This is a genomic window from Thermosporothrix sp. COM3, assembly GCF_059696735.1.
The window spans coordinates 229901-256457 of sequence record NZ_AP019376.1; the positions used below are offsets into that span (position 1 = coordinate 229901).

General features: G+C 54.7%; 24 protein-coding genes. 9 read left to right on the forward strand and 15 right to left on the reverse strand.

The annotated features are described in order from the left end of the window. Positions 1 to 67: 67 nt before the first annotated feature. The 6 genes from KTH_RS00995 to KTH_RS01020 form a co-directional block, all read right to left on the reverse strand. Complete coding sequence (locus tag KTH_RS00995; protein ID WP_497615941.1) at positions 68 to 985, reverse strand: pyridoxamine 5'-phosphate oxidase family protein; 918 nt, start codon at positions 983 to 985, stop codon at positions 68 to 70. 93 nt (positions 986 to 1078) lie between these two features. Beyond that, positions 1079 to 2281: an MFS transporter gene (locus tag KTH_RS01000; RefSeq protein ID WP_497615943.1), complete on the reverse strand. Its 1203-nt coding sequence runs from the start codon at positions 2279 to 2281 to the stop codon at positions 1079 to 1081. A gap of 158 nt (positions 2282 to 2439) precedes the next feature. Then, complete coding sequence (locus KTH_RS01005; RefSeq protein WP_497615945.1) at positions 2440 to 2904, reverse strand: Rrf2 family transcriptional regulator; 465 nt, start codon at positions 2902 to 2904, stop codon at positions 2440 to 2442. 44 nt (positions 2905 to 2948) lie between these two features. Continuing rightward, positions 2949 to 3095, reverse strand: coding sequence for a hypothetical protein (locus KTH_RS01010; RefSeq protein ID WP_497615947.1), 147 nt, complete (start codon positions 3093 to 3095; stop codon positions 2949 to 2951). 13 nt (positions 3096 to 3108) lie between these two features. Further along, positions 3109 to 4056, reverse strand: a complete 948-nt coding sequence (locus tag KTH_RS01015) for an alpha/beta hydrolase fold domain-containing protein (RefSeq protein ID WP_497615949.1) — start codon at positions 4054 to 4056, stop codon at positions 3109 to 3111. A 132-nt stretch (positions 4057 to 4188) separates the two neighbouring features. After that, complete coding sequence (locus tag KTH_RS01020) at positions 4189 to 5127, reverse strand: glycerophosphodiester phosphodiesterase family protein (protein ID WP_497615951.1); 939 nt, start codon at positions 5125 to 5127, stop codon at positions 4189 to 4191. Between the two features lie 248 nt (positions 5128 to 5375). Here KTH_RS01020 and KTH_RS01025 point away from each other — a divergent pair, with 248 nt between their 5' ends. The 8 genes from KTH_RS01025 (at position 5376) to KTH_RS01060 (ending at position 15419) form a co-directional block, all read left to right on the forward strand. Next, positions 5376 to 6329, forward strand: coding sequence for an NADP-dependent oxidoreductase (locus KTH_RS01025; RefSeq protein ID WP_497615953.1), 954 nt, complete (start codon positions 5376 to 5378; stop codon positions 6327 to 6329). Positions 6330 to 6881: 552 nt separating this feature from the next. Further along, positions 6882 to 7466, forward strand: a complete 585-nt coding sequence (locus tag KTH_RS01030; protein WP_497615955.1) for a TetR/AcrR family transcriptional regulator — start codon at positions 6882 to 6884, stop codon at positions 7464 to 7466. 103 nt (positions 7467 to 7569) lie between these two features. Then, entirely contained in the window at positions 7570 to 8160 is a 591-nt protein-coding gene (locus tag KTH_RS01035) for a TetR/AcrR family transcriptional regulator (protein WP_497615956.1), read from the forward strand. Positions 8161 to 8174: 14 nt separating this feature from the next. Further along, positions 8175 to 9065 (forward strand): R2-like ligand-binding oxidase, encoded by an 891-nt coding sequence (locus KTH_RS01040; RefSeq protein WP_497615958.1) that lies wholly within the window; start codon positions 8175 to 8177, stop codon positions 9063 to 9065. A 26-nt stretch (positions 9066 to 9091) separates the two neighbouring features. Next, positions 9092 to 10570, forward strand: a complete 1479-nt coding sequence (locus KTH_RS01045; RefSeq protein ID WP_497615960.1) for a carboxylesterase/lipase family protein — start codon at positions 9092 to 9094, stop codon at positions 10568 to 10570. A 198-nt stretch (positions 10571 to 10768) separates the two neighbouring features. Continuing rightward, on the forward strand, positions 10769 to 12271 hold the full coding sequence (locus KTH_RS01050) for a hypothetical protein (RefSeq protein ID WP_497615962.1): 1503 nt from the start codon (positions 10769 to 10771) through the stop codon (positions 12269 to 12271). 226 nt (positions 12272 to 12497) lie between these two features. Then, the gene (locus KTH_RS01055) at positions 12498 to 15002 is read left to right on the forward strand and encodes a PAS domain S-box protein (protein WP_497615964.1); all 2505 of its coding nucleotides are present in this window, start codon (positions 12498 to 12500) and stop codon (positions 15000 to 15002) included. 39 nt (positions 15003 to 15041) lie between these two features. Then, positions 15042 to 15419: a response regulator gene (locus KTH_RS01060; RefSeq protein WP_111319803.1), complete on the forward strand. Its 378-nt coding sequence runs from the start codon at positions 15042 to 15044 to the stop codon at positions 15417 to 15419. A 65-nt stretch (positions 15420 to 15484) separates the two neighbouring features. On the opposite strand, the gene KTH_RS01065 is transcribed toward KTH_RS01060, so the two are convergent. After that, positions 15485 to 15922 (reverse strand): winged helix-turn-helix transcriptional regulator, encoded by a 438-nt coding sequence (locus KTH_RS01065; RefSeq protein WP_111319805.1) that lies wholly within the window; start codon positions 15920 to 15922, stop codon positions 15485 to 15487. A 237-nt stretch (positions 15923 to 16159) separates the two neighbouring features. On the opposite strand from KTH_RS01065, the gene KTH_RS01070 reads away from it, so the two are divergent. Beyond that, the gene (locus KTH_RS01070; protein WP_497615966.1) at positions 16160 to 17158 is read left to right on the forward strand and encodes a quinone oxidoreductase family protein; all 999 of its coding nucleotides are present in this window, start codon (positions 16160 to 16162) and stop codon (positions 17156 to 17158) included. Between the two features lie 128 nt (positions 17159 to 17286). Here the strand turns inward: KTH_RS01070 and KTH_RS01075 are convergent, their stop codons facing one another. The 8 genes from KTH_RS01075 to KTH_RS01110 all read right to left on the reverse strand — a co-directional run bounded on the left by KTH_RS01075 (position 17287) and on the right by KTH_RS01110 (position 26513). Beyond that, positions 17287 to 18060 (reverse strand): PhnD/SsuA/transferrin family substrate-binding protein, encoded by a 774-nt coding sequence (locus KTH_RS01075; RefSeq protein ID WP_170142393.1) that lies wholly within the window; start codon positions 18058 to 18060, stop codon positions 17287 to 17289. A 19-nt stretch (positions 18061 to 18079) separates the two neighbouring features. Continuing rightward, positions 18080 to 18772: a hypothetical protein gene (locus KTH_RS01080; protein ID WP_497615968.1), complete on the reverse strand. Its 693-nt coding sequence runs from the start codon at positions 18770 to 18772 to the stop codon at positions 18080 to 18082. Between the two features lie 393 nt (positions 18773 to 19165). Then, positions 19166 to 20554, reverse strand: coding sequence for a GH1 family beta-glucosidase (locus tag KTH_RS01085; RefSeq protein WP_497615970.1), 1389 nt, complete (start codon positions 20552 to 20554; stop codon positions 19166 to 19168). Between the two features lie 7 nt (positions 20555 to 20561). Next, positions 20562 to 21632 carry an ABC transporter ATP-binding protein gene (locus KTH_RS01090; RefSeq protein ID WP_111319815.1) on the reverse strand — a complete coding sequence of 357 codons (1071 nt, stop codon included), beginning with the start codon at positions 21630 to 21632 and terminating at the stop codon, positions 20562 to 20564. Then, entirely contained in the window at positions 21629 to 22729 is a 1101-nt protein-coding gene (locus KTH_RS01095; RefSeq protein ID WP_111319817.1) for an ABC transporter ATP-binding protein, read from the reverse strand. The genes KTH_RS01090 and KTH_RS01095 overlap by 4 nt, the downstream gene beginning before the upstream one ends. Position 22730: 1 nt before the next feature. Further along, entirely contained in the window at positions 22731 to 23720 is a 990-nt protein-coding gene (locus KTH_RS01100) for an ABC transporter permease (protein WP_111319819.1), read from the reverse strand. Positions 23721 to 23723: 3 nt separating this feature from the next. Then, complete coding sequence (locus tag KTH_RS01105) at positions 23724 to 24719, reverse strand: ABC transporter permease (protein WP_111319821.1); 996 nt, start codon at positions 24717 to 24719, stop codon at positions 23724 to 23726. Between the two features lie 81 nt (positions 24720 to 24800). Next, entirely contained in the window at positions 24801 to 26513 is a 1713-nt protein-coding gene (locus KTH_RS01110; protein WP_497615973.1) for an ABC transporter substrate-binding protein, read from the reverse strand. Between the last annotated feature and the right edge of the window lie 44 nt (positions 26514 to 26557).

The following is a 26557-nucleotide window of genomic DNA, read 5'->3' on the forward strand; positions in this document are numbered from 1 at the left end:
AGTGGTTGCAATCAGATGCTCACAGCCGGTAGTATAACACACTTCCGCTCAGAAAACGAACCACACGTCAACGCTCGTCTAACAGCGGATTAAAGGGTGAATAGCTGACCTCATAGGCGCGGTATGGAAAGGCATTTCGCTTCTCAATAACCTCTTCAAGAGAGAAGACGACCAACCGTTCAGCTCCGGGAAAAGCCGCGACATGCCGTTCATCCCAGATGATGTGAGCCTTTCCGGTCAATTGGAGCGTGTGCCCCTGCTCAAAATCAATCAACAGCAGGCCGGTGGCGGGGTTGGTTGTGATGTTACCAAGCGTCTGGAACATCATATTCCCGGCATAATCAGGGAAGATCAGCGTTGAGGCATCGGGCACATGCACAAACCCCGGGTTCCCGCCGCGATGGGATGCATCCGCGCCCCGCTCTGGATGCGCTGTCGCGATAAAGAAGGTATCCGTTGAGGTGATCCAGCGCTCCTGTGCAGCGCTCAGCGATGAAGAGCGATAGACCTCTTGCTTGCTCACATCATAGACCTGTTCCAGTTCTCGCACCTGAATATGCTTCCGGCAGTTGCCGTATACCTGCTGTGTCTCCATCAGCACATGACGACGCTCCACGCCTTGCGCTACTCCATTGATACGTATGCGCCGCCGGGTTGACAGATCAATTGCCAGTAAGCCAATCTCGAATACGCTTCCCCGGGCGAAGCGCTCATAAAGCGGGTCCGCCGAATCGGGAAAAGCGGCCATATCAAGAATATGTTCCGAGAGTGGTTGCAGAAATCCCGGAGTGCCAAACAGCACCGAAGCCCACACCTTCCCCCGTGGATCCGTTGCCCCGAGCACCACCATCGGTAGCCCGAGCAGAAACAGTTGCAGCGCCGGTGGCATGATCGACCAGATACCCTGGCCCATTCGCTGCGCCCTGTCATAGACGCCTGCACGCTGCTGAACCGCGATCTCTCCTTCGTGATAGAAAGCGTTCATCTGTTCTGTCCTTTCTGTACAAGCTCCCACCTGTAGCGCTCCAAAGAGCGCTACAAATGAGAAAGGCCAACATGAAGAGCGTTCATACGTATGTCATTGTTCTACTACATCTGCCTTTCGCTCAATCCTGATGCTGAGCAGCAGCAGCAGCAACGCCATCAGAATGCCTGCCCCACCAATCCAGACAAGCTGTGTGACATCAACTATACGCAGTGATAGCCCACCAACCGCCGAGCCCGTCGCTATGCCCAGATAATACATCGAGTTATTCAGCGCGAGCATGATCTGCGCATGCTGCGGAGCCAACCGCAAGAGACGTTCCTGCTGTGGCACAAAGACCACTGAAACCAGAAATCCCCAGATGAGCAGAGCCAGGAGCGCAACCATGAGGTTCCCGGCTGTCGCCAGCGCCAACAATACCTCAACCACGATGAGGACAGACAGGAAGAGCATCAATAGCCGGTTCACCCGGAAACGGTCAACGAGCCTTCCCGCGGCGATTGTGCCAAACATTGCCCCCAATCCGAATAACACCAGCAGCCCACTCACATCCACTCCCGGGAGATTCAGGTGCAACAGCGGCGCGATGTAGGTATAGACGGCGTAGACGCCAATATTACAGAAGAACATCGGCACGAGTGCCAGCACCAGACGAGGCTTCAACATCGGCTCCAGACGCGTGCGCAAGGACACAGAAGGCGCTGCTGCTGCTTTGGGCAATCTTCCCATAATCAGCCCCAGAGAAGCCAGCCCCGAAAGCACGACCACCAGGAAAAACGATTGACGCCAGCCAAAATGTTCGCCGATCCAGGTTCCAAACGGGGAACCAAGCGCTGTGGCAATGGTTATTCCGATCACAACCAGCGCAATCGCCTGACCGCGCTTCCCTTCAGGGGCAAGTGAGCCGGCGGTAGCATAGGCCAGCGGCACATAGGTACAGGCAAAGATACCCGCCAGAATGCGGCTGAGCATAAGCATGACAAATGATGGCGCGATCGCCGACAGGACATTTGCCAGACAGAAAAGCAGAAGTGAGCCAACTAATACATAATTGCGCGACCAGCGACTTGTAAGTGCTGCTGTCAGGGGGGCTGCAATTCCATATGTCAGGGAGAAAGCCGTCACGAGCTGGCCTGCAACTCCCTCCGTTATCCCCACATCATGCGCAATGGCAGGGAGCACACCCGCGACGACAAACGCGTCTGTCCCCAGGGCAAACGTGCCTAGCGTCAGCAGGAAAATACGCGGATCAATCGAACGACGCCGCTCTATTGAGAGCGTTTCTACGTGAGACATGAAAAGGAGGTCTCCTTTCAAGGTTTCATTGTAACTATTTTTGTTACAATAGCCGGTGAAAAAAAGAGCCGACATCCTCACACAACCCCATTGTAACTATTTTTATTACAATGGATAGCAAAAAAAAGAAGCAGGGTGCGAGTTCGTGCGCCCCTCATTCAGGTCGCGGCGGATTGCGCTGCAATCGGATGTTCGTCTGTATATTTCAGGGTGCGCTGTAAGATATCGGCAATCGTGATCTGTGTCAGTTGTTCCTCGACCGAGTTCTGTACATCGCTGTACACTTCTTCCAGCACCGGTCCGATCCCATGACCAATGCGGCACTTTGGATTAGGCGGCGTATGATGCATGGCAAAGAGAGGAGAGGGCCGGGATGCACGATACACGTCGAGTAGCGTGATCTCCTCCGGCTTGCGGGCAAGCGTCCAGCCAGCATTGTTCCCGCGCTGAACCCGCACCAGGCCATATTTTGCCATCTCGCCTAACAGGCCCCGCAAGATCACCGGATTGGTATTCACGCTTTGCGCAATTCGCTCCGAGGTCGCGATATAATGATTATCTGCGTTATTGGCAATCCAGGTCAGTGTATGGATAGCCAGCGTCAAGCGACTATTGGCGCTCATAAGAATGTCCCTCCTCTCCGCAGCATGCGATGTAATAAACTTTGTTACATCGACTGGATAGTAGTAATATACTCGCCATCGTACCAGGTTGTCAAGGGCAGATCCGCAAACACCGCAAGCGTTCGCTCCAACAAGAACCCGACACGCAGGTCTGATACACCAGCCACACAAGGGGGCTGTACAAACGCCATACAGCCCCTCGTCTTATACTCGTCGATAGGTCTCCGTCTCATCGGGCCAGGTTCCAGCGACCAGCGCAAAGTATTTCTCAACATAGGCGGCTATCTGTTCGAGCGCCAGCCTTCCTTCTGGCACCATATCTGCGAACGCCGTCCAGCCGTGAAACATGTTTCCCCACGGCACGCACTGCGCTCGTCCACCGGCAGCCCGGATTCGATCTCTTAACCGGAACGCATCATCAAGGAGAAACTCATGCTCGCCCACAACCACAAAGATCGGGGGTAAACCATGTAGATCTGCATACAGCGGTGAGGCCAGCGGCGTCGCTACATCTGCCGGGTGGGCGTAGAGCTTCGCCGCATATTCCAGCAGTACCCGACTGAGAATCCCGTCTGATCGTCCCTGTGATGGCGGATTCGCCAGCGTCAGATCAACCCAGGGAGAAATACAGGCTGCCACTACCGGCAACGGGAGCCCCTGATCTCGTGCCCGCAGGAGCGTCGCCAGCAGAATACCACCTCCGGCAGCCGCGCCTACCAGCGCGATCTGTTCAGCAGTATAGCCCTGTTGCAGCAGCCACGTGTAGGCGGTAAGCCCATCCTCTACCGGCGCCGGGAACATACATTCAGGGGCAAGCCGATACGCGATCTGAAGAACCTTCGTACGGCACGCGTTCGCCAGCATGCTGATTGCAGTACGATCCGTTTCCAGCGATCCATTGATATAGATCCCGCTATGGAAATAGAGCAAGACACGCCCTGCAATGGCATCAGCCGGGATGATCCACTCAGCCGCGAGCGTCCCAAGCTGGAAGGGTTCCACCGTTACCTGATACTTACGGGAATCAAAGGGTATTGTCTCCTCAAAAGCGGTGCGGCAACTTTCAAGGGAGAGTATTTCAGGAGTGGAGTTATACACGCACTGCAATTTGTTGTGTAGCCGTTCCTCGATGATATGGGCATCGTCAGTCATTGGCTCACCTCTTCCTTGCAACAGGAAAATACAGGTAAAATAAGAGATACCTGTATTATAATGTAGCGGCATTCTGGAGGTCAAGGAAATGGTACAGGTACTCTACGCGCAGTGCCTGTACCATTCGCTGTTCTACTTTTTGTAGAGGGGTGCAATTTTGTCGATGCGGTTGGTCCAGATCCACCCGTTATAGTCGGATGGGAGCCGCTTCATATCATCTGGCGTATCGAAGCCGCTGGAGAACTCGCTACCATCGCCACCAACAATAATCACGCGGGTGTTATTGCTTTCCATGCGCTCAAGGAAACGCCCGGGCCAACCCCAGAACCAGTGAGCCAGAGCCTCGGGAATATGCAGCTCGGTGTTCTGGCAGGCCGGCGGGACATAACCGCTCCAACCAAGTACCAGATACGGGATCAGACAGCTTTTCATGGTCTCTTTTGACATCACACGAATGCCAGGAAGCTGTTCATGAAAAGAGGCAACCGGCAGATCGCCACCATAGACGGTCAGCAGGCGTTGCTGTGCCGCTGGAAGCCGTGAGAGCGCCTGAGCAAGCTGTCTGCCCTCTTCTGGATCATTGCTTTTGACGTGGATCAAGAACGCCTTGTCCGGGAATGTCTGCAACACCTCATCAAGCGAGGGCATCATATGCAGTCCCTTCCCGCGGAGCGGGTAGGTTTTCCCGCCATCGGCAGTGTAGCCATAGCCGACATCGAGCTGTTTCAATTCAGCCAGCGTATGTTCACGCGTCACGCCCTTCCCATTGGTGCGACAATCAAGCGTCCAGTCGTGGAACACCGCAAACTTGCCATCTCTGGTCGGCTGCACGTCAAACTCGACCATGTCAGCGCCCAGACGAAACGCCTCTTGCATCGAGGGGATCGTGTTCTCGATAAACGAGTGTTCCGGAGGATAAATGCGCTCGGCGGTACAGGTATCATTTTGGAGTCCATGCGTATCAAAGGTCTGGGCAACGCCACGATGAGCCAGTAGAAACGGCCTGCCCGTTCGCTGTTTTACAAACAGTGGCCCATTATTGATAGAGAGGAATGCGACGAAAAGCAGCATTACAATGCACCCTATAAGCAAAGCTCGCAGGCAACCACTTCTTTTTTTCTCTGGCTTTTTCTCCATAGAGTGAATAGCGATTCCTTTCAAAACAGAAAATAAGCTCAAACATCCATATATCTGCTAGCATACTGAATGGTAGAGGTCGCTGTCTACCTTTATGGAATAATGCTCAATATATGGCTGTTTTTTTACTATAACCAATGCAAATAGGTACTGTTGTAAAGAAAGAAAAGGGAAATTGCAGAATGAAAGCAATTCGTTTCGCGAGAAAAGATATACCAGGAATTCGGTATGAAGAGGCGCCAGAGCCTTCCCTTCCCGGTAAGAAAGAGGTGCTGGTTCGTGTCTATGCGACCTCTGTGATGTGGCAGGAACCGCAATGGGTTGAAACCTGGAAAACCGCAGAGGGAACCGAGCGCACCCACCCCATTCCGGGCCACGACCTTTCCGGCGTTGTAGTCGCAGTTGGTGATGAGGTAACCGGCGTCAAGGCAGGCGATGCCGTCTACGCGTTGACCGAGTTCGATCGCGATGGAGCCGCCGCCGAATATACTATCGCACATGAAAGCGAACTGGCTCCCAAGCCGCGCTCACTGACCCATGTGCAGGCCGCCGCGATACCCCTCGTTGGTCTGACAGCCTGGCAGGCTCTCTTCCAGCATGGCAAGCTAGAGGCAGGACAGACGATTCTGATTCATGGTGCGGCGGGAGGCGTGGGAAGCATTGCCGTCCAACTGGCACATTGGGCGGGGGCTCATGTCATTGCGACAGCCAGCGCGAAAAACCATGCCTTCTTGCGTGAACTTGGCGCTGACGAGGTCATCGATTATCGAACTACTCGCTTCGAGGAACAGGTGCAGGCTGTTGATCTGGTCCTTGACACGGTTGGTGGAGCAACAGTAGACCGCTCATGGAGCGTGCTGAAAAAAGGGGGCAGACTTATTTCGGTCTTCGCTCCAATCTCCGAGGAGAAAGCCAACGAACATGGTGTCCACAGCGCCTTTTTCGTCGTCCGTCCAAGCCGGGAAGAGCTGATACAGCTTGGTAAGCTTATTGATGAGGGCCACATTCAACCGATCATTGAGCAGGTCTTCCCGCTTGAGGAAGCGCCGGCCGCGTTTGCACAGGCCTCCCGAGGACATACACGCGGAAAGCTGATCCTTCAAGTGCGTGAAGACGAAAGCTCAATCACTCATTGATATATACCATTTCAGGCACACGATACAGTAAGAACAGAGAACCCCACAAACCACCATTTCTCCACCACCGAAGCCTTTATGTGAGCAAAGAGAAGAGAAAAGGGTATCTGCCCTCTCTCTTCTCTTTCTCGCTTTCAGGCAAGGCACTCACTCAGCCGACGCCGTGCCACGAGAGGCCTGCGGATGCACCCGGCGAGGCAGATCAATAAGAAGCTGCTGTGCCCGACGACGTACCTCTGCAAGCAAGGCGAAATCCGCCTATAGGTCGTGAGTCTTCTATTCCTGGTTGGCTGCTCTATTTCTTTACGTGTTGCTTCCAGCTTCTGCCGATCACGTCCTGCAACAGAACGCTTGCTCCCTGCCGAGCGTGGTTGCCTTACCCGGGTCTGTCACCAACACCGTTTGTTGTTTCAATTGTTCCACCGTCTTCTTTTCCTATGGGAACCTGTCAAACTGGTCTCTTCATTTCGGCTTTGCTATAATAACGATACGCTTTGTATCATTATTGTTTCATACTATACACCACGGATCGTTTCTGTCAAGGGAGGAATCATGGTCCAACAAAAGCAGCAAACTCCGGGCCGTCCACGCAGTGAGGCATCGCATCAGGCCATCTTGCAGGCCACTATTGACGTGCTGAAACAGCAGGGATATCGAGCAACCACCATCGAGGCTATCGCGGCGGAAGCGGGAGTCGGGAAAAAGACTATCTACCGCTGGTGGTCCTCAAAGGCCGAGGTTGCCCTTGAAGCGCTCACTGCCCACAGCAATACACATGTCCCCTTTCTCGATACTGGCTCGTTACAGAGCGATCTCTTAAGCTACTTTGAACGCTCATTTGAGAGTTTGCGCGGAGAATCGGGGATGCTGCTCCGGGGCATCGTCGCCGAGGCGCTGCTTGACCCGGCATTCGCCGCAACCTTTCAGCGTGTCTTTATCGTGCCACGCAGGGCATCGCTGGTTGAGTTGCTGCAACGTGCTCAGGCCCGGGGAGAGCTCACAGCCGAGACCAACATAGAGGTGCTCGCGGACATGATCTTTGGCGCGAAATGGTATCGCTTCCTGCTCTATCCCGCCCCGCTGGATACAACGTTTGCGCAGGAGATCGTCGCGCTGGTATCGTGCCACAGAGCATAAGCCGCACTGAATCTTCATTTTCAATTGTTCAGCTTGACTTCTGATATCGATGAGTGTATCTTTTTTTATAACAAACGTTTGATATAAAAAGTGAGTACCAGAAATGCCGAAAGTTGTTGATCACGTCAGCTATCGCAAACAGCTCCTCTCGCGCTGTCTCGACCTGTTTGCCCAATCGGGGTATAGTGCCCTGACCATGCGCCAGATCGCCGAAGCGCTTCAGGTTTCGACGGGCACACTCTATCACTACTTCCCGACGAAAGAGGCCCTGTTTCAGCAGCTTGTCGAAGAGGTCACCGCCCGGACCACGGAGATGATAACGGCCTTCGTTCAGCAAGATATGCCACCGGAACAGCGCCTGACGATGCTGTTTCGCTTTCTTGAGCAGCACGAAAGCTTCCTGAACAAGCAGTTGATGGTCACACTCAACTACTACCAGCATCGCGACCTCTACGGCGAAGATGCGGGCCATCTCTTACAGCAGGGCGGGCTACGCTATCAGCAGCTCCTCATGCAACTGCTAGAGATTCAGGACGAACAGTTCCTCTTTCTCCTTCAGAGCCAAATCAACGGGTTGCTCTTTTCACGCATGATACATCATGTGACAGTTCCTCTACTGGAACAGGCACAGCCCCTGATTGTGATGCTGAGCATGTATCTTCAACAATTCAGGCAGAACAAGAGCGTCGAATAAGGAGGTTCATCACCATGACGACCATTCCCAGGCACACCTACACTACCCTTCAACGCAGCCTGCGCCACGATATCCCGCCCATGCGGCTCTATCATAAGGCAAAGAAGCTCGGCACCTGGGACCCGCGGGCCATTGATCTGATGAAGGACCGTCAGGATTGGCTCAATATGCCTCAGAAGAAGCGTGAGGCCCTGCGCAACTTGCTCGTTGGCTTTCAGGCCGGTGAAGAGGCCGTCACGCTCGACCTGCTCCCGCTGCTCATGACGGTCGCACGTGAGGGACGACTTGAAGAGGAGATGTATCTGACTACCTTTCTCTGGGAAGAAGCCAAGCACACCGAATTCTTCCGTCGTATCTTTGATGAAGTGCTTGAGGAACCAGGGGCGCTTGTCGAACAGAAGGCAAGCAGCGATACTGGAGGACGCAACCTGTTCACCGAAGACCTGACGCACGATATGCACATCTTGCTGACAGATCCCTCACCAGTCAACCAGGTGCGCGCCTCCATCATCTACAACATGATTATTGAGGGTGTCTTTGCCGAGACAGGCTACTACAGCTTCTCACGCATGCTCAGCCAGGAAAAGATCATGCCCGGCCTGATGGAGGGCATCCAGCTTATCAAGCGCGATGAGTCCCGCCATATCGCTTATGGGGTCTTCTTTATCTCCCGCCACGTCGCGCAGGACAAATCGCTCTGGCCCGTCGTTGAGGCGCGTATGCACGAGCTCTACGATCGCGCTCGCAACAACCGATCGGATCAACCCCCGACTCCCGAGCAAGAGGAGATTCGCAACTTCGCCTATCAGCAGTTCCAGAAACGCCTGAATCGCATCGCCAAAGCACGTGAACAAACGCTGGAAGATGTCTACCAGATTGCGAACATTGAAGAAGAAGCAAACTAGCAGAGAGAATGAAACAGGGATCGATTATGCAAACGACAGTAGAAACCCGTTATGGCAAAATACGCGGAACCGAACTGAGCAAAAGCATCGTCTGGAAAGGCATTCCCTACGCTCAACCCCTTGCAGGACCGCTTCGCTTTCAGCCACCACAGCCACCTGAGCCCTGGACGGGGACCCGCGACGCAACCGAGTTCAGCCCGATTGCTCCCCAGCCAATCCTTCAGGAACAGCGGCTCGGTCAGATCTTTACAGGCAAGCAGGGGAAGCCTCCCGTTATCGGCGAGGACTGCCTGACACTCAACATCTGGGCTCCACAGGACCGCAGCCAGAAACATCCGGTCATGGTCTGGATTCATGGTGGCGCGTTTGTCTCCGGCTCAGGCTCGACCCCACTCTATGATGGTGAGAGCCTGGCAACTGAGGGCGATGTGGTGGTTGTCACCATCAACTATCGGCTTGGTGCCCCTGGTTTCCTCTATCTGGAAAATGAGGGGCAGCCCCAGTGCAACCGGGGTCTCTTGGATCAGATTGCAGCCCTGCGCTGGGTTCAGGAGAACATCGCAGCGTTTGGTGGTGATCCCGACAATGTGACCGTGTTTGGCGAGTCGGCTGGCGCGATGAGCATTGGCACCCTGCTCGCGATGCCCGCGGCAAGGGGGCTCTTCCATCAGGCCATACTCCAGAGCGGCGCGTCCCATGCTGTTTCCACAAAGGAGCAGGCAGTACAGCAGGCAGGAGACTTCTGGAAGGCGCTCGGCAAGGAGCAGCCCGACCTGAACGCTCTGGCGGAACTCCCGTTTGAAGAGATCATCCAGGCACAGGTGCGCTCCGCCGAGGGCAAAACACAAATGAGCTACCAGCCCGTAATTGATGGCGTCACGCTTCCACAGGCACCCATCGATGCCGTTGCCTCGGGCTCCGCACGGGAAGTATCGCTCCTCATCGGCACCAACCGCGATGAATGGAAGCTCTTTGAAGCGATGCAGACGATGAACGTTCCCTTCAATGAGGAGATCTTTGCAAAAGCCTTTGGCGCGGCGGCTCCAGCGGTGCAAGCAGCCTATACAGCAGATCAACGTGGTGAGACCCCGGCTGAGGTCTGGTCCAGCGTGCAAACGGATCGCATTTTCCGCATACCCGCGATCCGTCTGGCAGAGCGACAGATACAGCACTCCCCGGTCTGGATGTATCGCTTTGACTGGGTATCTCCAGTACTATACGGTCGCCTGGGAGCCTGTCACGGTCTGGAAATACCCTTTGTCTGGAACACCATCGAGAAGGCCGCCACCTTGACAGGCAACACATCCGACAGCCATGCTCTGGGGAGGCGCATGCGGGCCGCCTGGATCGCCTTCGCACATACCAGCTCCCCTGAAGCCGAGGACCTGCCTCACTGGCCGCGCTACGATCTCGAACGCCGTGCAACTATGATCTTCAATACCTCATGTGCCGTGATAGACGATCCCGAGCCCCACACGCGCGCCCTCTGGGAACGCTTGATGTAGCCACACAACGGAGAGGGAAGGAGAGACACCGCTTTCTCCTGCCTCTCCGGTTTTTCCCGCCCTCCCTCGGCTTTACAATGCCATCCTCTTCACGTCTATCTCCTTAGAAAATAGAATCGATCACTATCAATCGTAAAGAGCGAGGAACAAAGAACCACATAGATGTCTTCCAGGAAGAGAAGAAAGGATCATCTCCATATGCGTGTCATTCGCCTGCTCATTGCGACCGTCCTGCTCTTGCTCGGCATTGTAGCGCTCTATTTCCTGGGCCTCACGCCCTTCGGTCACGCCATCTGGATGGCGCTTTTCTTTCGCGGTTTCGGCTTCTGGCTGATCGCTGCCGGGATCGCGGGCCTGTTTCTGATCCCTGCCGCGATTCTCAAGTTCACGCGCGGGTATTCCCCGGGCTCGCACTTCTTGCTGACGCTAGGGATTGTTGAGCTGCTCGCCTTCTTTCTCTTTCTCTTTCTCAACAACCAGTTCTATCACAAGTACCTGGCGCAGCAATCGTTTGAAACGATCACCAGTCTCCCGAACACCACGCAAATACGCTATCTGCCGAAAGAAGTCAGCAAAACCTTCGGCAGCAACCGCTATCAGGATTCCCAGACAGCCCCGGGCGACTTCCACTCGATTCAGATCGGGGAGAACATCGAGTGGGTCGCGGCACGGGTGCCCAACGGCTTTATCAATAGTATCAGCTATCAAACGCAGGGCATCCTGATCGTACAGTCAGATGGCAGCCTGAAAAGCGTTGATGCGCCGATGACCTTCGGCGAGGGCATGGCCTTCAACCGCAGCATCGAGTGGCAAACCTATTCACGGCGCTTTAACAGCGATATCGACACACCCTATTACATACTCACCTCCACTAACGAGGTGCTGACGCTGGTCCCCTCCATCGGCTATCACTTCCAGTTTCCGGCTATGGTTCCCTTTTGGGAAAGCACCTATGTGATTCATCCCGATGGCACGATTGAGAATCTGAGCCCCGAACGCATCCAGCAAGATCCCCGCTTCCAGGGGCAACGCCTGTTCCCTGAAGGGCTTGCCCGCGAGATTGGCAACTCCTGGGGTTATCGGGACGGCATCTGGAACGCGCTCTTCATCCATAGGAATCAGGTAGAGCCCGTTTCCTTTGAGCATGACGAAAATCAGATGCCCTATCTGCTTCCCGCCACGGACAGCCCCATCTGGGCGATTGCTTGCAGCCCGGTCAGCCAGGCACACGGCATTAATACCCTGCTCCTCTGGAACGCGCACAGTGGCAAAATGCAGGTCTACACTGTGCCGAAGACAGCGAGCCTGCTTGGCCCGAACAAGGCAATGGAATATGTACGCGCTGCCTATCCGCTCTATAACTGGACAAAAGACGAAACGGGCTCCGTGGTGACGCTGGAACCACGCCCGGTGATTCGCGACAGCAAACTGTACTGGATGGTCTCTGTCACCAACACCAACTATGCAGGCGTCTCGCTGCAAACGCTGGTCAACGCCGAGGATGGCAGCGTCCGAGCCTTCCATAGTCCAGACGAGATACAGGCGTTTCTGCATGGGACGTACGAGGGAGAAAAGCCGCCCACCTCTGCCGATACGCAATCACAGCAGCAAACGGATATCTCAAAAATGAGTGATGATCAACTGTTCAAGTTGATTGATAATGCGCTCAACGAGCTCAAGAAACGTCGCGAAAAGAAATGAGGCAGATCCAAATATTGGTGTCTCTCCTGTTCCTCCCCTGCCGTGTGGCACGCCATTCCCACGCCTGCACACCGTCACGAACAGGACCAGAAAGAAACGGAGCAGCACCGTCAATCGTACTACAGATATGGATAAGCTCGGTGAGCTATGGTTCACTTTGCTTTTCTCAGCAGAAATGATAACCTGGTAGAAATACCGACATGGGAAGTCAGGAACACTCAAATTCATGACAACAACTTCAAGCAATTCATCATCTTCTCAAAAAGCACGGAAACTCAAAAAGCACCCTTCACAGACCTATATCGAGGAGAGTCAAAATATCATACTGTTGCTGAATCGCCAGGGCCACATTACGTATGCCAGCCCGGCACTCACGCAACTGATGGGCTATGTTCCTGAAGAGCTGCTCGGGCGCGCACTTGATTCTCTCGCTCCCCGGGACGAATCCCGTATTCTCCGCATCATCCTGAAAGAGGTACAGCCTTCCCCTGGCAGAACCCTGAAAGCCGAGGTAGTGCTTCGTTGTAAGGACAATACCACGCGCCGCTTTGAGGGAAGTTTGACGAATCTGCTTGAGGTGCCGGGAATCGAAGCCCTTCTCTATACCCTGAGTCCCGTGCGGGAAGGGCGCCTTGCTCCCTCCACTGGCTGGCATAACATGGGAGCAACAGATCACTTTGTTCAGTTTTATGAGCATGATGACTTTCTTCTGCACTCATTGAGCGGCTATGTGGCAGCCGGGCTCGCCGCCAATGAAGGCTGTATTGTGATTGCCAGCGCCGAGCATCTTCGCAAGCTGAACGAACTCCTGCAAACGCAGGGATGGGATATTGACGCCGCCAGCAAAGAGGGAACGTATGTGACCGCTGAGGCTACCGAGGCGCTGTCCTGGTTTGTCAAAGGGGAAAAGCTGGATGAAAAGCGCTTCTCCCGCATCTTTGGCGGCCTGATTGAAAAAACTGCTATCAATCGACCACATGTGCGCGTCTATGGCGAGATGGTCGCACTCCTGTGGGCGGAGGGCAAGCAGACCACTGCGATTCAGCTAGAAGACTGCTGGAACAACTTACAGCACTCAATCTGCCCGTTCTCGCTCTTCTGTGCGTATCCTATACGCAGCTTTCAGGGAGATATGCATAGCCCTTCATTTGAAACCATCTGCCATCAGCACTCGCAGGTAATCCCCGAGGAAAGCTATACCTCGCTCCAGAGTCCAGACGAGCGACTTCGCGCCATCACGCACTTGCAGCAACAGGCGCTTTCCCTGTGGGGCGAGATTGCCGAACGCAAGCAAGCAGAAGAAAAGCTTCGCATCTCAGAGGTGCGCTATCGTCGCCTGTTTGAGGCTTCAAAAGATGGTATCCTGATTCTTCATCCGCATTCGGGCTCAATTACCGACGCCAACCCGGCTATCGCCCAACTGCTTGGTCGCTCACAGGAGGAGCTGATAGGACAGGATATACGGCAGGTGCTCCTCTCTCGTGAAAGCACAAAAGCTGAAACATTTCTGGAAGAACTGCAACAGAAGCGCTTTCTCCATTATGATTCGCTCTTCCTACCCCATCCGGATGGCACGCCTCAGTATCTGGAGTGCGTGTGCAACCTCTATAAGGTCGATGAGCACGAGCTCATCCAGTGCAATATACGTGATATCACCGAACGGAAGCAGGCTGAAAAGGCGCTCCGTAAGGCGGAAGCGCGTCTACGCTTTCTTGCAGAGTCGATGCCGCAAAAGGTCTTTATTGCCAGGCCTGACGGCTCCATTGATTACGTCAACCCCCAGTGGTATGACTTTACTGGCCTCCCGGCTGAAGAACTTCTGGGATGGAGCTGGCTGCAATGCCTGCATCCCGATGATAAGGAAGCGACACTTCAGAGCTGGCTCCATGCCCTCAAGAGTGGAGAGCCGCTTGAAATCGAACATCGCTTCCGGCGCGCCAATGGAGTCTACTGCTGGCATATCAGCCGAGCCATTCCCATACGCGATGACACGGGCCAGATCACTACATGGATCGGCTCGACAACGGATATTGATGAGCAAAAGCAGCTTGAAGAGCGTAAGAATGCCTTTATCAGTATGGCAAGTCACGAGCTCAAGACCCCGGTGACGAGCCTCAAGGGCTTCACGCAAATCCTACAGCGTCGTCTGGGCAAAAATGCCGATAGCCAGACTCTGATGTTCCTCAACAGAATGGATTCGCAGCTCAAGAAGCTCACAGCCCTCATTACTGATCTGCTGGACATCTCGAAAATCGAAATTGGCAAGCTCTCGTTCCATAAAGAACCGCTCGACCTCGACACGCTGGTTCAGGAAACCGTGCAGAACGTTCAGGAGATCAGCAGCACACATCACATTCAGTTACAGGGCAGCACAAACGCCCGCATCTATGGCGACAGGGATCGATTGGAGCAGGTCCTTATCAATCTGCTGACCAATGCCATGAAATATTCTCCCCATGCCGATACAGTCATTATACGACTGGATCGACAGGACAATAAGGCACGCATTGCCGTACAGGATTTTGGTATTGGCATTGCGCCAGAGCATCACCACAATATCTTTGACCGCTTCTATCGCGTCATTGATTCGGAGGAACAAACCTATCCAGGCCTCGGTATCGGCCTCTATATTACTCGCACCATTATTGAGCGGCATGAAGGCCAGCTCTGGCTGGAAAGCCAAAAAGACAAAGGGAGCACATTCTATGTCACCTTGCCACTCTATGACTAATCCCCACCCTTCAGACTTTGTGAAAGGAGATGGGAGACAATGACATCTACCGGTAAAAAGGTACTGATCGTTGACGATGACCCCGATATCACGCTTGCACTTGCAGCAATGCTGGAAGATGAGGGGTATGATGTCACAACCATCGACAGAGGTGAATATCTGGAGCAGCTTCCAGAACAGAATATGCCCGATGTCATTCTGCTGGACATGCTGCTTTCGGGCGTGGATGGTCGCGAGATTGCCAGACGCCTGAAACAGCAACCTGCCACGCGTCATATTCCCATCTTGATGCTCTCAGCGCATCCCAATGCGGCTCAAGAGGCGGAAAAGGCCGGAGCAGATGACTTTCTGGCCAAGCCCTTTGAGCTTGATGAGCTGCTCAACAAAGTCGCGCTACACCTGCATTCATCCGCCTGAATATGCTCTTCTATACTCTTTCTTCTCGCTATGCAAACAGAAACGCTTTATGGCGCTCTCATCCGTCATAGCTCCGATGCCTCATGCGCTCGTTGTTGCACGAGTGCTGCCGTCTGCTCCTGAAGGGGGAGCCGGGAGCGCCGATCATATTCCTCACGGGCCCGCTCCACCTCCTCAATGTGCTCCTCCGACCAGTCGCGAAACGCCCAGATCGGTTCAATGATGGTCTCCCCCAATGGAGTCAGCGAATACTCGACCATTGGCGGTATCACCGGATAGACCACGCGTTTGATCAACCCGTTGCGCTCCAGATCACGCAGGGTTTGCGTCAGCATCTTCTTTGAGATCCCTTCAATGATAGTCTGAAGCTCGCTGAAGCGTAGCGTTCCTTTATGCAGCGCACCCAGGACAAGCAACGTCCACTGATTGGAGAGCAGGGACAGGCCGCGTCGCGTGGGACAGAGTACGTCTATTGTTGGTTTTGAATCGTTGAAGGTAACCATGAGGTGACTATATCACTTTTTGGTTCCTTCTTACAAGAGCTGCGTCCATCACGTATAATCAAGACACATTCAAAAAAACAACGAACTTGAGAAGCGTGGCAAGATCAAGAGGGAAAGACGACAATATTGCAGCGAATGCACTTTCTGACGTACGTCCGGTCGGCCTGTTGACAGGTTTTACCTGGGCAAAGGCAGAATCCCTCAAAGTTCTTACCCGGGAGAAAGGAAAGCAACATAATGAAAGCAATCGCAATCAATGCATTTGGTGGTCCAGAGGTATTGCAGCTTCAGGAGATGCCCGAGCCAGTTCCCGGCCCGGGAGAAGTTGCTATTCGCGTCGCGTATGCCGGGGTCAACTTCGCCGAGTCGATGCTGCGCCGGGGAGGCCACCATACCGTTCACCTCCCCACCATTCCCGGGCTTGAGGTCTCGGGACACATCGCGGCACTTGGGAAGGGCGTCGAAGGGCTACGCGTCGGACAGCCGGTTGCCGCTTTCACACGAGAAGGAGGCTACGCGGAAGTTGCCATTGCACAGGCCGCTCTGACCTTTCCTCTCGACACCCTGAGCAAGTCCATTGATCTGGCAACCGCCGCCGGATTTCCAACGATCGTCCCAACGGCACATGATCTGCTCGTCCGCGTTGCACGACTGCAACAGGGTGAATCGGTGCTGATTCATGCGGCTGCCGGCGGCGTTGGCACGCTGGCCGGTCAGATAGCACGGTTGTTGGGCGCAGGCCGGGTCATCGGGACCGTCAGTACGCAGGAGAAGGCACGCTATGCGGCACAGTTTGGCTATGATACTGTGCTTCTGCGCGACAACTTTGTCCAGCAGGTCCAGGAGCTAACGCAGGGGCGTGGTGTAGATATCGTGCTCGACTCCATTGGAGAGCCTGTTCGTAGCCAGAGCCTCGCAGTTCTTGCACCGCTAGGACGGCTCGTCATCTTTGGCGGAGCCAACGAAGATGTCAAGAAAGCGCTCGACCTTCCGAAGATGCCAGGCAACATGCTTGCCGAGAACAAGGCTATCATGGGCTATAGCATCGGTATATTGGGCTCCAGTGCGCCCGCGCTCCTTCAGGAGACTGCCGCGCGCACCCTTGAGTGGCTTGCACAGGAGCGCATTCGGATCGACATTACCGAGATCCTGCCGCTGAAAGAAGTCGCAACAGCTCATGCTCGGCTGGAATCGAGAGCGTCAACCGGGAAATATATTCTCCGGGTCAACGGCTGAGTATGAAGAAAGGGAAGGGGCAGTACCGCAATACTGCCCTCTTCCCATGCTGGTATTTGCGTTGTTGTTGTGGGATCTATCACAGGAAGTTCTATGTCTCTTATCTCTATTATACCTGCATGGCAATATCACTGTTCCTGCTGCACATACACACTGCGTATCTCGTCATAGGAGCTATCCGTTACGGGCGCGAAACAGTGCAGACAGCTCTCCTGCAAGATCCGGGCATGCTCCCTCTCGGTATGCATACTCAGCAGTGCCTCGCGTAATGCCTCCTTGAGTCCGCGATCCAGGCGGGAAGCCGCGATCACCGGCGGGCTTGTTGCCGGACCAATCGAGGCAATAATACGTATCTGTTGACTGAGCTCAGGTCGTGCGACCAATAACAGGTCAAGCACATGCGAATCAAGCGCCGTGGCGTCGGCCATGCCATCGAGCACCATCTGTAGTGAGCGTTCATGCGACCCCGAAGCCAGACAGCGCCCAAAATACGCGCAGGTTTCGCCTTGCAAGGAAAGCGCCCGGGCAACCGCTACATAGCCGGAATAGGACACCTGCTCGTTATACACCCAGGTCGCGCCACGTAAATCGGCAAAACGGGTAAAGCGGCTATCCTGCCGCACCACCACATCCGAGAAGTACACCGGACGCGCACAATAGCGCATGGCAACCGCGACCGGTGCCGCCAACAACTCAACCGACTCGGGCTGACAGGCCGTGAGCCGCACATAATCCAGTCCGCAGACAAAGCCGAGGTCAGCGGCTCCTGCGGCAAACGCATCAAATGATGTGCCAACCTCAAGCTCGATGGGCTGCCCTACTCGTCGGGCCAGATACGCCACTATCGCCTGATAGGTTGGAAAGAAGACCGGGGCAAGAAAGGTTACACAGCGAAGCATCATACTCCTTTCGCTTACACACTCAAAGCTCGACAACAACATGCTCAGGGCGCGGATAGGAATACTCGTAGATTCTGGCCTGCGCGTTCATATATGTATACGTTCTGGTCAGCGAACCGGAGCGCATTGCTGCCTCCCGACCCTCATCCCCGAAGAGATAGAACTTCGTCGACACGATGACCAGTTGACCGGGTGTAAAGCCTTCGAGCAATATTCCCCGATGCAAGCGAATCCACTCGTAGTACTGTGGGGCAAGCTGGTGCGCAGCCAGCATATGCATCTGATGCTGCGTGACCGTCTCTTTTGCTTCTTGCTTCCGAAACACTACCAGATTGCACCAGTTGCCATCATGCAGTTCAACGGAAGAATAGCTCAAGATATCCGGAGCCTTTGCCAGTTCCATAATGAGGGTTTTATCCACCTCCGTCAGCGCTTCCACAACCGCCGCCTCCGGGTCCAGGCGCTTCTTGCCCAGAAAGCCAACAAAAAAGAGCGGGCCCCGCTCAAACGTATCCCGGTTCTGGTACAGTACGATACGATGCGCATAGCCATACTCATCACGTGTCTGCGCCAGAAAGGGCAGCGCCCCGGGAGCAAGCGGCCAGCGCAATGCCTCCTGTACATGGGCCGCCAGATGACGCAACATCACCAGATCAAAGGTGCTGGCATAGACGTCAGCCAGGGTAAAATGCTGTAATTCAGGATAGAGAATCATACTATACTCTCCTTCACAAGAGGATAGGGTAATACAAACACAAAAAGAGTCAAAGAGAAAAACAGGTGGAGAAAAAAAGCAGGAGTTAACAACAACACATACAGCAGGAGAAGAAACAGGGGACAAAGAGGCGGCCTACAACCGTAACAGGGAACTCAGATCGCTCGGTTCTGTATCGATACATTTCTTCTCTCTCTTTACAATACAATAACGATACTTCCTGAGAATCATTATATGGATGAGCGCAAACAATGTCAACCACGGAGCAGAAAAATGAGAGGCCAGTTTTCTGGCCCCTCACCAGTACCCCATGTCGTGTACCACACGAGAAGCACCCTGGGGATACTCTCACGCTGACAGTCGAGAAGTGAGTAAATCTCAGAGGAGTTGCAATCAGTCTGTCTGCTCTGTGACTGCCGCGCTCTTCTGTTGTGCCTCGATATAGTTCGCATACCACAGCCCGCTCTGCTTGATAATCCGCTTCTGAGAGGGATAATCGACATAGACCAGGCCAAAGCGCTTGCTATATCCTTCGGCCCATTCATAGTTGTCCATCAGCGACCAGGCAAAATGGCCCTGCACCGGAATGCCCTCGGCGACCGCCGCTTCAATCGAGGCCAGATGGGAGCGCATATACTCGACCCGCTCGGGATCATGAACCAGATCTCCACCATCCCAGATATCGTTGAAGGCAGCCCCGTTCTCGGTAATGACGATCGCGGGCGGAGCGTAGTCCTGCTGGACCTGGCGCAGCGCTTCCAGTAAGCCCTGCGGGTAAATCTCCCACCCCATCACGGTACGTGGTGCGTCCTCGGGAACTGGCAGCGCCTCAAGCGCATTACTCTCTCGCGAGGTGCGCCAGCGCGAATAGTAGTTGACGCCCAGAAAATCCAGCGGAGCCGCGATGCGCGCCATGTCATCAGGCTGAATATCGGGTGCAACACAGCCCAGATCTTCAAACAGCCCGTCAGGATAGCATCCCCGGAAGAGCGGATCAAGGAACCAGCGATTGCGGAAACGGTCCAGTCGCTCCGCCTGTTGTCTGGTCTCATCGCTCTCATCCATAGCATAAACCGGATAGGGATCGACCGTGAAGCCGATTTTCGCTCCGGGCTGTAAGAGGGCCCGCAGGCGCGGCAGGACCAGCCCATGCGCCAGAAGCACGTGGTGTCCGGCATTCAACGCGTCCTGCTTGTTTGCCAGACCCGGCGCATGCACTCCCACACCATGCCCGAGATAGGCGATACACCACGGCTCATTAAAGGTGATCCACCAGTTTACCCGATCACGCAGACGCCGGGCCACAATCTCGGCGTAATCAGCAAATGCCTGTGCAGTCTCTCGTCGGAGCCAGCCGCCCCGCTCCTGAAGCGCATAGGGGAGATCCCAGTGATACAGCTTAACAAGCGGTGTAATGCCCTGAGCCAGCAGCTCATCAACCAGCCGATCATAGAAATCCAGTCCCTTTTCATTGACGGTTCCTGTCCCCTCGGGGATGATGCGCGGCCAGGCAATAGAAAAGCAATAGGCATTAAAATGCAGCTTTTTCATTAATGCGATATCTTCTTGAAAACGATAATAATGCTCAAGAGCCACATCACCTGTATCACCCTGATAGACCTTGCCTGGTGTCGCCGCGAACCGATCCCAGATGGACTCACCGCGCCCGTCTACGCGAGTCGCGCCCTCTATCTGGTAGGCCGATGTAGACGCGCCCCAGAGAAAATGGGAGGGAAAACGATCCGAATGCACAGCACCCTCCGTCGCCGTTTTCTGGCTCATGCGTCAATTACTCCTTAGATGCTATTTCGTTAGAGAGAGAACGTGAACGGCCCATTGGCGTGGTATCATGCTTCTGTGCCCCATACAGAAAACAGGACGTCCAATGTCCGTGACCGAATTCGGTGCGTTCCGGGAAACGCTCTTTACAGACCGGCATCGCATGTGGACAACGAGTATGGAAGCGACACCCTGTCGGAGGCTGGATCAGGCTTGGCACCTCGCCGCGAGCCTCTAGCGGTGTCCTGCGCTGTCCTTTCAGTCTCATGCGCTCTGGAGCAGGCGTCGCTGAGAGCAAAAGCTGCGTATAGGGATGTTTTGCCTGCTGAATCACCTGCTCACTCGGTCCCCCTTCCACCATCTGACCGGCATAGAGGACCAGTGTCTCATCAGCAAAATAGCGAGCGCTTGCCAGATCATGCGTGATAAAGAGAATCGCAATCCGCTCTTCCTCTTTGAGCTGCGCCAGCAGATTCAGAATATCCAGGCGGATCGAGACATCCAGCATTGACACCGGCTCATCAGCAAGAATCACTTCTGGACGCACAGCCAGCGCCCGGGCAATCGCCACACGTTGCCGCTGACCGCCGCTGAGCTGATGCGGATACTTTTCAATAAACTGCTCGGCAGGCGTCAGGCTCACACGCCGCAATAGAGCAAGAATCTGCTCCGTCTCTTCCTCCGCATTCTTCGCAAAGCCATAGATGCGCAGCGGGCGGCTGAGGTGATAGCGCACATTATGCACCGGGTTAAGCGAAGCAAAGGGATCCTGAAAGACCATCTGCACGCTGCGGCGATAGGTGGTCAGTGTGGCCGCGTTCGCCTTGCCAAGCGGCTTGCCATGAAAGCGAATCTCGCCACCAGTCGGGTCATAGAGCCGCGCCAGCAAACGCGCAATCGTTGATTTGCCGCTGCCGCTTTCGCCAACCAGCGCCGTCACCCTGCCCGGATAGAGTGCCAGCGAGGCCCTTTCCAGCGCGTGGACCGCCTGTTTACCCCCGAATGGATTCCACTGACGCAGCGGAAACTCTTTCTGCAAATTCATGATTTCCAGTATAGCCTGTTGGCTCATTGCGTTCATCTGCGTCGTTTCCTTTCTGCAAGCTCCGAGTAGCTACGCGCAATCTGAGCGGTCGAGGGCGGCTGATTCAAGAAGCGCGGATTATACAAATGGCAGGCAACCAGTTGCTCGGTCGGTCCGCTCGGCTCAAGCGGAGGAACCACCCCACGACACGCCTCAAAAGCCATCGGGCAGCGCGGATGGAAGGCGCAACCGGTCGGCATCGCCCGCAGATCAGGAGGCGAGCCAGGAATACCGATCATCTGCAAACGTGGTCCATGCAGCGTCGGGAAAGCGTTCAACAGGCCATAGCTATAGGGATGGCGCGGCTGCCGATAGAGCTGCTCGCTAGTAGCCTGCTCGACAATATTGCCCGCATACATAATCGCGATCCGGTCCGAGAGTTCCAGCAACAGCGAGAGATCGTGCGTGATAAAGATCAGCGCCGTATTAAACTCGCGGCACAGCCCGGCGATCAGATCCAGGATCTCGCGTTGCACCACCACATCCAGTGCCGTCGTTGGCTCATCCATAATAATCAGTTCGGGACGCAGCGCAAGGGCGATCGCGATCGCCACACGTTGCCGCATGCCGCCGCTCAACTCATGCGGGTAGCTTCTCAGACGATCAGCGGCAATACCGACCAGATCCAGCAACTCAACCGCTCGCTTGTGATAATAGTCCTTCCCCTTGCCGGGCCAGTGCGTATGCAACACATCAATAATCTGATCGCCGATGCTCAGCACGGGATTCAACGCGTTCATCGCACTTTGAAAAACAACCGCCAGCTCTTTCCAGCGAAACGAACGCAGTTGCGCCATTGACAGCTTCATAATATCAATGCCGTTGTTCGCGTCCAGTCGATCCAGCAGCGCGGGCGGGGTCTCCTTCTCTGGATCGGGATAATAGATCACCTGTCCACTGGTAATCATTGCCGGAGGGCGGAGCAGGCGAGCAATCGCAAAAGCCAGCGTTGATTTACCGCACCCGCTCTCGCCAGCGAGGCCCAGGACTTCACCGCGATGCAGCGTCAGGTCGACGCTCTTCACCGCGTGGACTGCCCCATCCATCGCCTCATAATCAACGCTGAGCGATTTCACTTCGAGTAATGCGTCCATCTTACGCCACTTTCTTCTTTCTTCGGGCAAGCCGCCGCTCGTTGCGCAGCGTCGGGTTTGCCAGCTCATCAATGCCGAAGTTGATAAAGGTCAGACCGGCACAGAGCAGCGCCACACAGAGGCCTGGCGGGACAAACTGCCACCATCCACCTGTCATCAGTGCACCATCCGTCTGCGCCCAGTACAGGATCACGCCCCAGGACGGCTCAGAAACATCACCCAGTCCCAGGAATTCCAGGGCCACTTCAGAGAGCGCCGCGAAGATAAACGTCCCGACAAAGCTTGAGGCCACAATTGCGATCTCATTTGGCAGAATCTCAAAGAGAATAATACGCCAGGGCTTTTCACCAAGCGTGCGAGCAGCGGTGACAAACTCGCGCTGCCGCATCGAGAGCGTCTGCGCGCGCAACACACGCGCACCCCAGGGCCAGCTTGTAAACAAGAGCACCAGAATAATCGTCCAGGCTCCCTTCACGGCAAACGACGCGACCACGATTGCCAGCGGCATGCCAGGCAGCACCAGGAAGATATTCGTGATAAACGACAGCACATCGTCGACCCAACCGCCACTGTAGCCCGCGAGCAGGCCGATCAGCACCGAGAGCAGCGTTGAGCCAGCCGCAGCCGTAAAGCTGATTAACAGCGAGACACGAGTTCCGTAGACCAGACGCGCAAAGATATCCTCACCCTTCTGCGTGGTCCCGAGCCAGTGCGTCGCCGATGGTGCCTGAAACAGATCGTTCGTCAGGGTATGCGGATCATATCGCGCAAACAGCGGGCCGACCAGCCCTACCAGGATAAAGAACAGCAGTATCCCGATCCCGATCATCATACGCGTGTTTGAGGTAATCTGGGAAAGCTGTGCCTTCCACTGGCTCTGCACCTTGCCTGTTGTTCCCGCGACGTTCCCCGGCAGGACCACAGGCGCAACCTGCGCAGGGGACGACGCTTCTTGCACGTTCGGAGTGCTATTATTGGTCTCTTGCTGCATCAATTATCCCCTTTCGTGTCGCACCCGTGGATCAAGGAGCGCATAGACGATATCCGACAGAAAGTTCGCAGTCAGCATCGCGATCGCGATCATCAGGAAGATTCCCTGAATCAGGCTGTAGTCGAAGCCGCGAATAGCCGTCAGCAGGTCAAAACCGATGCCCGGATACGAGAAGACCATCTCTGTCAGCAGCGCACCACCAACCACAAAGCCAAGCGACATCCCCAGACCGGTGATGTTGGGCAGAATGGCGTTTCGAGCGGCATAGGTAAACATCACGCGCCGCTCGGGCAGGCCTTTTGCTCGCGCCAGCAACACATAGTCTTCCGAAAGCGTTGTGACCATTGCATTACGCATGCCAAGCACCCACCCGGAGATAGAGCTGATCACCACTGTCAACGCGGGCAGGATCGCATGCAAGAGCACACTCAGAATAAAGTCCAGGTTCCAGCCGGGGTAGATATCGCTCAAGGCATCATAGCCACCACCGAGCGGGAAAATCCCCATATTAAAGGAAAAGATATACAACAATCCCAGGGCCAGCCAGAAATAGGGAATCGCCGAGAAGAAGGTCAACAGCGGTGTGACCACGGTATCAACCCATGAATTGCGCTTCCAGGACACCACCACACCAAGCAGCGTACCGAGCAAGAAGCTGATAATAGACGCCACTCCCACCAGGCCAATCGTCCAGGGCAGGTCAGTCGCGATGACCTGAACCACCGGCGTTGGAAAATGCGAGGTAGCAATACCAAGCTCACCACGCAGCAGATTCCCCAGGTAGTGAAAGTACTGTATCCACAGCGGATCGTTGCTCACGCCTAATTGCAATCGAATCGCGTCGAGCGTTGCCTGCGTAATTGTGCCCTGTCCACGCAAGCGGTTCACATACGCCTGCACAGGATCACCAGGCATCAGACGCGGAAGAATGAAGTTAATGGTGACCGAGGCCCACAGGGCCGCCAGATAAAACGCGATACGGCGGAGTAGATGACGCATCCTTCTTTCTTTTCTCCTTTCAGCTTGGGTTCGCGCAAGAGGCAGGGATAAGAACGGGCCTTATCCCTGCCCGCCACCCGCTTATGCAGCAGGTTTCAAGCGGAGAACGATTTGCGTGCAGTCGGGAGCGTCAAACGGTGATCCATAGGCGTACGGGTTGTCCTTGTCAGGCCAGCCGGTCGCGTTCTTGGTGCTGTACTCGAACCAGCTCACATTGTAGTACAGAGGAATCGAAGGCAATTTCTCGACGACGATCTTCTGAATACCATAGAGCGCCTTTTTCTGAGCTTCCTTATCGGAGGTTGTGCGATACTGGTGCAACAGGTTGTCCGTCTCGGAGTCTTTCCAGTGCTGCCAGTTGGTTGCACCACCATTGGCGGCCTTGCCCTGATCCCAGGTATTGGAGCTCAGCAGCCAGTCGTTCAGGAAGAAGAACGGCGAAGGCCCTTTGTTCGTCCAGGAGATAGCCGTGTCATAGTTGCCGGTGTTCAACGCATTCGAGTAGATTTCGGGCGAAGCCATCGCGTTCGGTTTGGCCTCAATACCCGCAGCCTTCAGGTTGTCAGAGATAACGGCAAGCGCACTCTGCCAGTCAGCCCAACCATTGGGTACGTTCATATTGAAGGAAAGCCTCTTGCCGTCCTTCTGGTAAATACCATCGCTGCCTTTGGTGAAGCCAGCCTTCTCCAGAAGCTGAGTCGCCTTTGCAGTATCATGGGTGAACGAAGCATTCTGATACTCTGGTGCGATCCAATCTTTATGGGCTGGCAGCAAACCAGTCGGATTGGCAGGAACGCCGTAGGGAGCCGCCTTCTGCTTGATCTCTTCGCGGTTGATCGCGGTGCTGATCGCCTGACGCACCTCAGGGATGTCGAAGGGGAACTTGGTCAGATTCAGATACAGCATCACAGTGTTATTGCTCTCGAACCAGTGATGATAGTTCTTCGGGTCCTTGTTGACGAAATTGGCATCAAACTTCGGATCCCAGCCAACACCGGCCCAGTCGATTTCACCACGAGAGAGACGCAACATCGCCGCGGTGTTATCGTTGGTCGCGATATAGCGAAGCTGTGCGATCTCCGGCTTACCAGACTCCCAGTAGTTGGGGTTCTTCACCAGTGTATAAGCCGAAGGGGAGAACTCTTTGAGGGTGTAGGGTCCGGTACCAACCGGCTTCTCGTTCTTGTCGGTTGCCGGGTTGGACTTCGCTTCCCAGATATGCTTCGGCACAATATAGGTCTGACTGAAAAGCCAGGTTGCCGTTGCATCGGCATTCTTGAAGTTCACCTTGATGGTATTGGCATCGGGCTGTGCGTAATCCTGGATCAGGGTTGTCCACAGACCGGAGGTGTCAGTTGCAGGATATTTCTTCAGCATATCCAGCGTGAACTTCACGTCATCGGCGCTGAAGGGCTGTCCATCGCTCCACTTCACGCCCTGTCTGATGGTAAAGGTGATACTCTTTACATCATCAGAAAGCTTGTAATCGGAGGCCAGGATAGGCTTGATCTCACCGTTGTAGCGGTTCACATAGATCAGGGTCTCATAGATCATGCCCTGTGCACCGTACATGCCACCAGCATTCGGGCTAATGTACGGGTTAAAGTTCGCGGAGGAGAAATTTCCCGTGGGCGATGCCAGGATATTGAGCGTCGTCTGTTTGTTCTGTTGCTGAGGATTTTGCCCCTGCGACCCGCCACTTTGACAGGCCGACAGAACAACCAGAAGAGCCAGCAGTGAAAGCAGTGTTAACTGTACTTTCCCCTTGACTCTGGAGAACGGTCGTAGAGCCATTGAAAAAACCTCCTGACGACAAACGAAAAATCACACGTTGATTC

Coding starts and splice junctions, on each gene's coding strand:
- KTH_RS01035 (WP_497615956.1), top strand. CDS start 7,570: ATGCCGAAAGTTGTTGATCACGTCAGCTATCGCAAACAGCTCCTCTCG.
- KTH_RS00995 (WP_497615941.1), bottom strand. CDS start 985: ATGAACGCTTTCTATCACGAAGGAGAGATCGCGGTTCAGCAGCGTGCA.
- KTH_RS01075 (WP_170142393.1), bottom strand. CDS start 18,060: ATGATGCTTCGCTGTGTAACCTTTCTTGCCCCGGTCTTCTTTCCAACC.
- KTH_RS01015 (WP_497615949.1), bottom strand. CDS start 4,056: ATGACTGACGATGCCCATATCATCGAGGAACGGCTACACAACAAATTG.
- KTH_RS01095 (WP_111319817.1), bottom strand. CDS start 22,729: ATGGACGCATTACTCGAAGTGAAATCGCTCAGCGTTGATTATGAGGCG.
- KTH_RS01055 (WP_497615964.1), top strand. CDS start 12,498: ATGACAACAACTTCAAGCAATTCATCATCTTCTCAAAAAGCACGGAAA.
- KTH_RS01000 (WP_497615943.1), bottom strand. CDS start 2,281: ATGTCTCACGTAGAAACGCTCTCAATAGAGCGGCGTCGTTCGATTGAT.
- KTH_RS01090 (WP_111319815.1), bottom strand. CDS start 21,632: ATGAACGCAATGAGCCAACAGGCTATACTGGAAATCATGAATTTGCAG.
- KTH_RS01105 (WP_111319821.1), bottom strand. CDS start 24,719: ATGCGTCATCTACTCCGCCGTATCGCGTTTTATCTGGCGGCCCTGTGG.
- KTH_RS01100 (WP_111319819.1), bottom strand. CDS start 23,720: ATGCAGCAAGAGACCAATAATAGCACTCCGAACGTGCAAGAAGCGTCG.
- KTH_RS01110 (WP_497615973.1), bottom strand. CDS start 26,513: ATGGCTCTACGACCGTTCTCCAGAGTCAAGGGGAAAGTACAGTTAACA.
- KTH_RS01025 (WP_497615953.1), top strand. CDS start 5,376: ATGAAAGCAATTCGTTTCGCGAGAAAAGATATACCAGGAATTCGGTAT.
- KTH_RS01040 (WP_497615958.1), top strand. CDS start 8,175: ATGACGACCATTCCCAGGCACACCTACACTACCCTTCAACGCAGCCTG.
- KTH_RS01005 (WP_497615945.1), bottom strand. CDS start 2,904: ATGAGCGCCAATAGTCGCTTGACGCTGGCTATCCATACACTGACCTGG.
- KTH_RS01080 (WP_497615968.1), bottom strand. CDS start 18,772: ATGATTCTCTATCCTGAATTACAGCATTTTACCCTGGCTGACGTCTAT.
- KTH_RS01045 (WP_497615960.1), top strand. CDS start 9,092: ATGCAAACGACAGTAGAAACCCGTTATGGCAAAATACGCGGAACCGAA.
- KTH_RS01050 (WP_497615962.1), top strand. CDS start 10,769: ATGCGTGTCATTCGCCTGCTCATTGCGACCGTCCTGCTCTTGCTCGGC.
- KTH_RS01030 (WP_497615955.1), top strand. CDS start 6,882: ATGGTCCAACAAAAGCAGCAAACTCCGGGCCGTCCACGCAGTGAGGCA.
- KTH_RS01010 (WP_497615947.1), bottom strand. CDS start 3,095: ATGGCGTTTGTACAGCCCCCTTGTGTGGCTGGTGTATCAGACCTGCGT.
- KTH_RS01060 (WP_111319803.1), top strand. CDS start 15,042: ATGACATCTACCGGTAAAAAGGTACTGATCGTTGACGATGACCCCGAT.
- KTH_RS01070 (WP_497615966.1), top strand. CDS start 16,160: ATGAAAGCAATCGCAATCAATGCATTTGGTGGTCCAGAGGTATTGCAG.
- KTH_RS01020 (WP_497615951.1), bottom strand. CDS start 5,127: ATGCTGCTTTTCGTCGCATTCCTCTCTATCAATAATGGGCCACTGTTT.
- KTH_RS01065 (WP_111319805.1), bottom strand. CDS start 15,922: ATGGTTACCTTCAACGATTCAAAACCAACAATAGACGTACTCTGTCCC.
- KTH_RS01085 (WP_497615970.1), bottom strand. CDS start 20,554: ATGAGCCAGAAAACGGCGACGGAGGGTGCTGTGCATTCGGATCGTTTT.